Source organism: Arthrobacter sp. Hiyo1, from assembly GCF_001263615.2.
Lineage (GTDB): Bacteria > Actinomycetota > Actinomycetes > Actinomycetales > Micrococcaceae > Arthrobacter.
This window is the reverse complement of sequence record NZ_DF952470.1, coordinates 537,269-542,945: the sequence shown is the minus strand read 5'-3', so window position 1 is coordinate 542,945 and position 5,677 is coordinate 537,269. Positions and strand designations below refer to the sequence as shown.

The following is a 5,677-nucleotide window of genomic DNA, read 5'->3' as shown; positions in this document are numbered from 1 at the left end:
GACCGCACGCACGCGCGGACTCGTCGTCCAGGACCGCGGTGATGTATTCCATGCGGCATCCGGCGGTGTCCTGGTAGATCACCATGGAATCCTGCTCGTCCACCCGGGCCTCGGCGATGCGGGCGTAGCGTTCGGCGTCATAGATCCACGGACGTCCCGTGGACTTCCAGCCACCGCCCACGCGCTCCACCGCTCCATCCACGGCCAGGACCTTCAGCAGGAGTTCCAAGGGAGTCCGGCGCAGGTCCACCCGCGCTTCGAGTGCCACGGTGGACAAGGCAGAGCCGGCTTCGGCCAAGACAGTAAGTACGGCGGCGGCCTTCTCCTCGGAGGGCATCGAAGCAGTGGCAAAGTACTGCCAGATCTCGCGGTCCTCGGATCCGGGAAGAAGGAGCACATCGGCGTTTGCGGCGCCACGACCGGCACGGCCGACCTGCTGGTAGTAAGCCACCGGCGATGAGGGGGCGCCAAGGTGGATGACGAATCCGAGATCCGGTTTGTCGAAGCCCATGCCGAGCGCCGAGGTGGCAACGAGCGCCTTCACCTGGTTGTCCTTGAGCAGTTGCTCGGCCCGTTCACGATCCGCGGGGTCCGTGCGCCCGGTGTAGGACAAAACGTTGTGGCCTGCCTCGGAGAGCAGCCGGGCGGTGTCTTCAGCGGCCGAAACGGTCAGGGTGTAGATGATTCCGCTGCCTGGCATGTCTGCCAGATGGGTCAACAACCAGCCAAGGCGATCGCGCGAATCGGCGAGCTTCAAGACACCTAGCCGCAAGGACTCCCGGCCAAGCTGCCCGCGGATGGTCAGCACTCCGGCGCCGAGCTGCTCTTCGATGTCATGGACCACCCGGGAGTTTGCTGTGGCCGTGGTAGCCAGCACGGGAACACTCCCAGGCAGTTGCTCGATAAGATCGGAGATGCGCCGATAGTCGGGACGGAAATCGTGCCCCCAGTCCGAAATGCAGTGTGCCTCGTCAATCACCAGGAGGCCGGTGCGGCGGATGAGCTCGGGAAGCTGGTTCTCCCGGAACGAAGGATTGGTGAGCCGCTCCGGCGAAACCAGGAGAACGTCCACCTGGTCCGCGGCCAGTTGCTCCCGGACGTTGTCCCACTCAAGCTGATTGGCGGAATTGATCGCCACGGCCCGCACTCCGGCACGTGCGGCCGCTGCCACTTGGTCCCGCATCAGCGCGAGCAGGGGCGACACTATGAGGGTTGGCCCTGCGCCCCGGCGCCTCAACAACAACGACGAGACGAAGTACACGGCCGACTTGCCCCAGCCCGTCCGCTGCACCACCAAAGCCCGCCGTCCGGCGTCGACGAGGGCCTCAATCGCCTCATACTGGCCGTCGTGGAATCGGGCGTCCGCATTTCCCACAAGCTCCTTCAGTACTTCAAGGGCCTGCAGCCGGGTGGTGGACTGTTCTGCTGCGAGTAGGGCAGCATCCGGGTTGTTGGGCATGGCTTCAGTATTCCAGCACCCGCAGACAGCCAGAACCCGGAACGTCATCTATGTGGACAAGCGTTTTCCACATAGATGAGGTCCCGGCGCGGCGACGACCTCGCTCCACAGTAAGATTGAGCGCGTGACTAGCGAGCAGAACAAGACATTTGACCTCTCGGCTTCCTTCAAGGCCTATGACGTCCGGGGAATCGTCGGCGAATCCATCACCTCCCACATCGTGGAATCCGTCGGCGCGGCCTTCGTCGACACCCTCGGCCTCGCCGGGGAAACTGTGCTGGTTGGAGGCGACATGCGCCCGTCGTCCCCTGAATTCATCAAGGCTTTTGCCGACGGCGCTGCCCGCCGCGGCGCCAATGTCCAACTCCTGGACCTCATCTCCACCGACGAGCTCTACTACGCTTGCGGTGCCCTCAATGCGGCCGGCGCGACGTTCACCGCGAGCCACAACCCCGCCGAGTACAACGGCATCAAGATGTCCAAGGCCGGCGCCCAGCCGATCTCTTCCGAAACAGGCCTCAAGGAAATCCAGGCGCTGGCGGAGAAGTACCTCAATAGCGGGAGCATCCCTGCTGCGGATGTACAGGGCAAGATCAGCACCCGCGATGTCCTGAAGGACTACTCGGAGTACTTGCGCAGCCTGGTTGACCTCAAGGGCTCCCGTCCGCTGAAGATCGTCGTCGACGCCGGAAACGGCATGGCCGGGCTGACCACTCCCGCGGTCCTTGGTGACCAGCTGCTTCCGGCCCTGCCTTTCGAGATTGTTCCCCTGTACTTTGAGCTGGACGGTTCCTTCCCGAATCACCCGGCCAATCCGCTTGAGCCCGAAAACCTGCGCGATCTTCAGGCCGCAGTCATCGAGCACGGTGCGGATATTGGCCTGGCGTTCGACGGCGACGCCGACCGTTGCTTCGTGATCGACGAAAAAGGCGAACCCGTGTCGCCGTCTGCCATCACGGGGATGGTTGCGCGCCGGGAAATCGCCCGTGCACAGGCTGCAGGCGAAGAGACCCCCGTGATCATCCATAACCTGCTGACCTCACGGGCAGTCCCGGAACTCGTGGCCGCGGACGGTGGCAGGGCCGTGCGCACACGTGTGGGGCACTCTTTCATCAAGGCTGTCATGGCCGAAGAAGGAGCCGTCTTCGGCGGCGAACACTCGGCGCACTTCTACTTCCGCGATTTTTGGAACGCTGACACCGGCATGCTTGCGGCCATGCATGTGTTGGCCGCATTGGGCGAGCAGGATGGCCCGCTGTCCGAACTTGGCCGCCAGTACGAGCCCTATGTCTCTTCCGGTGAAATCAATTCCGAAATCGAGGACAAGGCAGGAGCCATTGAGCGGGTCCGCGCCGATTTTGATGGCGAAGACGTGGACGTGGACACCATGGACGGCAGCACCTTCACCGCGAAGGACGGTAGCTGGTGGTTCAATCTTCGTCCCTCCAACACGGAGCCTTTCCTACGCCTGAACGCCGAGGCGAAGGATGTTGCCACCATGGAAAAGGTCCGGGACCGTGTCCTTGCACTGGTCAGGGCCTAGCCGGCAGCCGCGAAGGCGAGCAGCAGCATGAACTCCATCGACGGCCTCGAAAGCACCAAGGAACTCGAACTCCGCGAAGTGCGTGAAACCCTTGGGGCCGCCCTGGCGACGGCGCAGGAACACCTTGAACAAAACGGTGGCTTCCTGCCCTTCGCCGTCACGCTCGCCCAGGACAACGAACTTCGGATCGTCTTCGTAACGCCCGGAGAGCCGGACGACGAGGGAAACGTCGACACGGAGTCTATGCTGGCAGACATCCTCGAATTGCTTCGCCAGGGCCGTGACGAATACCGCGCGGTGGCGATTACGAGCGATGTCATCCTGCCGGAGCACGGCTCGGACGGGATTCACGCCGCGGCCGAGCATCGCAGCGGCGGTCTCCTCGCGGCCGTTGTCCCCTATGCCCGGACCGCTGAAGGCTTCACCTTTGACAACGCCGAAGCTGACACCAATGAACCCCTTGTATGGGTGGACTAGACCTTACTCCGTAAGCTTGAGGGCATGAAGATCAATGCCTTCGCGGATGTGAGCCTGCGTGCGCTCCTGGTTCTGTCGTCCGCGCCCGCAGGTGAACTCCTGACGACCCAGAATATTGCAGACGCCGTGGGGACTCCGTACCACCACGTCAGCAAGGCCATTGTTCGGCTACGGGAGCTGGGCCTCATCGACGTCGAGCGCGGCCGCAAGGGTGGATCCCGGCTCAGCGCCGCCGGACGCCAAGCCACCGTTGGCCACATCCTGCGGGAGTTGAATAACAGGCCCGACCCCGCCGAGTGCCAATCCGTGCATGGCGACTGCCCGCTGATTACCGAGTGCGGCCTGCGCCACGCCCTGGCCCGGGCGAGGGAAGCCTTCTACCGGGAGTTGGACGACGTCGTCGTATCTTCCCTGCCGCGCCCCCGGCAAATGGCGCCGGCATTCCAGGCGATCGGGTTACGCCCCGGACTGTAAGCCTGGTTCCAGCGCGTCCTGTCATCTCCGGGCTGTCGATTCGCGAAATCCTTCTACAGCGTGTAGAACTTTAGCTATAGATACTTGCATTCCAAATACAAGTATTGATTCCGGTCCGCACTCACCCCACGGGCCACTACGACAGGAGTACCTATGCTCTCGGACAAGTCCTTCCCCGTCATCGAGGCCACCTTGCCGCTCGTCGGCTCACGGATTGGCCACATCACCCCCAAGTTCTACTCCCGCCTGTTCGCTGCGCACCCCGAACTGCTTGATGGGCTATTCAGCCGTTCGAACCAGCGCTCCGGCACCCAGCAGCAGGCCCTCGCTGGAAGCATCGCCGCGTTCGCAAGCCATCTGGTGAGCAATCCCGGCACCCTGCCGGAGACGGTCCTGTCCCGCATTGCACACCGCCACGCTTCCCTGGGGATCACCGAGCCGCAGTACCAAGTGGTCTACGAGCACCTCTTCGCCGCCATCGCGGAGGATCTCGCCGAAGTCATCACTCCTGAAATCGCCGAAGCCTGGACCGAGGTCTATTGGCTCATGGCGGACGCCCTGATCAAGCTCGAAAAGGGACTCTACGCGGCGCAGGCCAACGGAAAGATGTGGAGCCCCTGGAAGGTCGCGTCCAAGACCCCCGCGGGCACCGGGTCCATGACTTTCATCCTGGAGCCGGCCGACGATACCCCCATCACCGCAGCCCTGCCCGGCCAATACATCAGCGTCAAAGTCACACTCCCGGATGGCCTGCGCCAGGTCCGCCAGTACTCGCTTTCGGGCGACGCCGGCACCAGCCGCAGCTTCACGACCAAGATCGACGACGGCGGCGAGGTCTCGCCCGTGCTGCACGGAACCGTTGGGGTCGGCGATGTCCTGGAGATCTCCAACCCCTACGGAGAGATCACGCTCAAGGATGGAGACGGCCCTGTGGTCCTCGCCTCGGCCGGTATCGGCTGCACGCCTACGGCTTCCATCCTGCGCTCGCTCGCCGATTCCGGCTCCAGCCGCCAAGTCCTGGTATTACACGCGGAGAGCAATCTGGACAGTTGGGCCCTGCGCGGGCAGATGACGGACGACGTCGAGCGCCTGGACGCAGCCGAACTCCAGCTCTGGCTGGAGGAACCGCAGGCCGGGGCCAACGCGGGCTTCATGTCACTGCGCGAGGTGGACCTTCCGACCGACGCCTCGCTGTACCTCTGCGGACCGCTGCCGTTCATGAAGCACATCCGCAACGAAGCCATCAACGCCGGAATTCCCGCCACAAAGATTCACTACGAGGTCTTCGGTCCGGACATCTGGCTCGCTAACTAGCAAGCAGCAGACGACCCCGGCCCAACCAGAAGTGGCAGCATCACCTCGTCCACCACGTGCACCAGATAATCGTCGTCAATCGGTGCTCCGGAGAAAATGAACCGCTGCCGCAGCAGGGCGGGGCCGGCCTCGATCCTCGTCTCCGTGGCCACGCTGGGATGGCATTCGCCGCGGGCCGCGGCTTGCTCAATGATGGCGCCCATGATCCTTGCTACGTTGCCGCGAGCGTACTCGTGGACCTCAGCCGCCACCGTAGGATTCTGCAGCGCCTCCCCCAAGAGCCCGCGCATGGCTTGCCCCACTGCTCCTTCCAGTTGTTGGGCCACGAGCCGCAGTATCGCCAGGGCGTCTTCGCGCAGGCTGCCGGTATCCGGCGCGGAGGCGGGGCCAGGCATGGCATCGTATGCCGC

Annotated in this window: 6 protein-coding genes; 4 read left to right on the top strand and 2 right to left on the bottom strand. The window is 63.7% G+C overall.

The window, feature by feature from the left end; genetic code table 11:
- A partial coding sequence (locus AHiyo1_RS11330; protein ID WP_059388633.1) for a RecQ family ATP-dependent DNA helicase occupies positions 1-1,459 on the bottom strand: 1,459 nt, incomplete at its 3' end.
- Between the two features lie 124 nt (positions 1,460-1,583).
- On the opposite strand from AHiyo1_RS11330, the gene AHiyo1_RS11325 reads away from it, so the two are divergent.
- The 4 genes from AHiyo1_RS11325 to AHiyo1_RS11310 all read left to right on the top strand — a co-directional run bounded on the left by AHiyo1_RS11325 (position 1,584) and on the right by AHiyo1_RS11310 (position 5,267).
- Positions 1,584-3,002, top strand: a complete 1,419-nt coding sequence (locus AHiyo1_RS11325; protein WP_059388632.1) for a phosphomannomutase/phosphoglucomutase — start codon at positions 1,584-1,586, stop codon at positions 3,000-3,002.
- A gap of 27 nt (positions 3,003-3,029) precedes the next feature.
- On the top strand, positions 3,030-3,479 hold the full coding sequence (locus AHiyo1_RS11320) for a hypothetical protein (RefSeq protein WP_059388631.1): 450 nt from the start codon (positions 3,030-3,032) through the stop codon (positions 3,477-3,479).
- A 24-nt stretch (positions 3,480-3,503) separates the two neighbouring features.
- Positions 3,504-3,953: an RrF2 family transcriptional regulator gene (locus tag AHiyo1_RS11315; RefSeq protein WP_059388630.1), complete on the top strand. Its 450-nt coding sequence runs from the start codon at positions 3,504-3,506 to the stop codon at positions 3,951-3,953.
- Between the two features lie 153 nt (positions 3,954-4,106).
- Complete coding sequence (locus AHiyo1_RS11310; protein WP_059388629.1) at positions 4,107-5,267, top strand: globin domain-containing protein; 1,161 nt, start codon at positions 4,107-4,109, stop codon at positions 5,265-5,267.
- Here the strand turns inward: AHiyo1_RS11310 and AHiyo1_RS24725 are convergent.
- Positions 5,264-5,677 (bottom strand): TetR-like C-terminal domain-containing protein (locus tag AHiyo1_RS24725; RefSeq protein ID WP_216363183.1); only part of this gene is annotated, 414 nt, incomplete at its 5' end. The two genes, AHiyo1_RS11310 and AHiyo1_RS24725, sit on opposite strands and share 4 nt — an antisense overlap.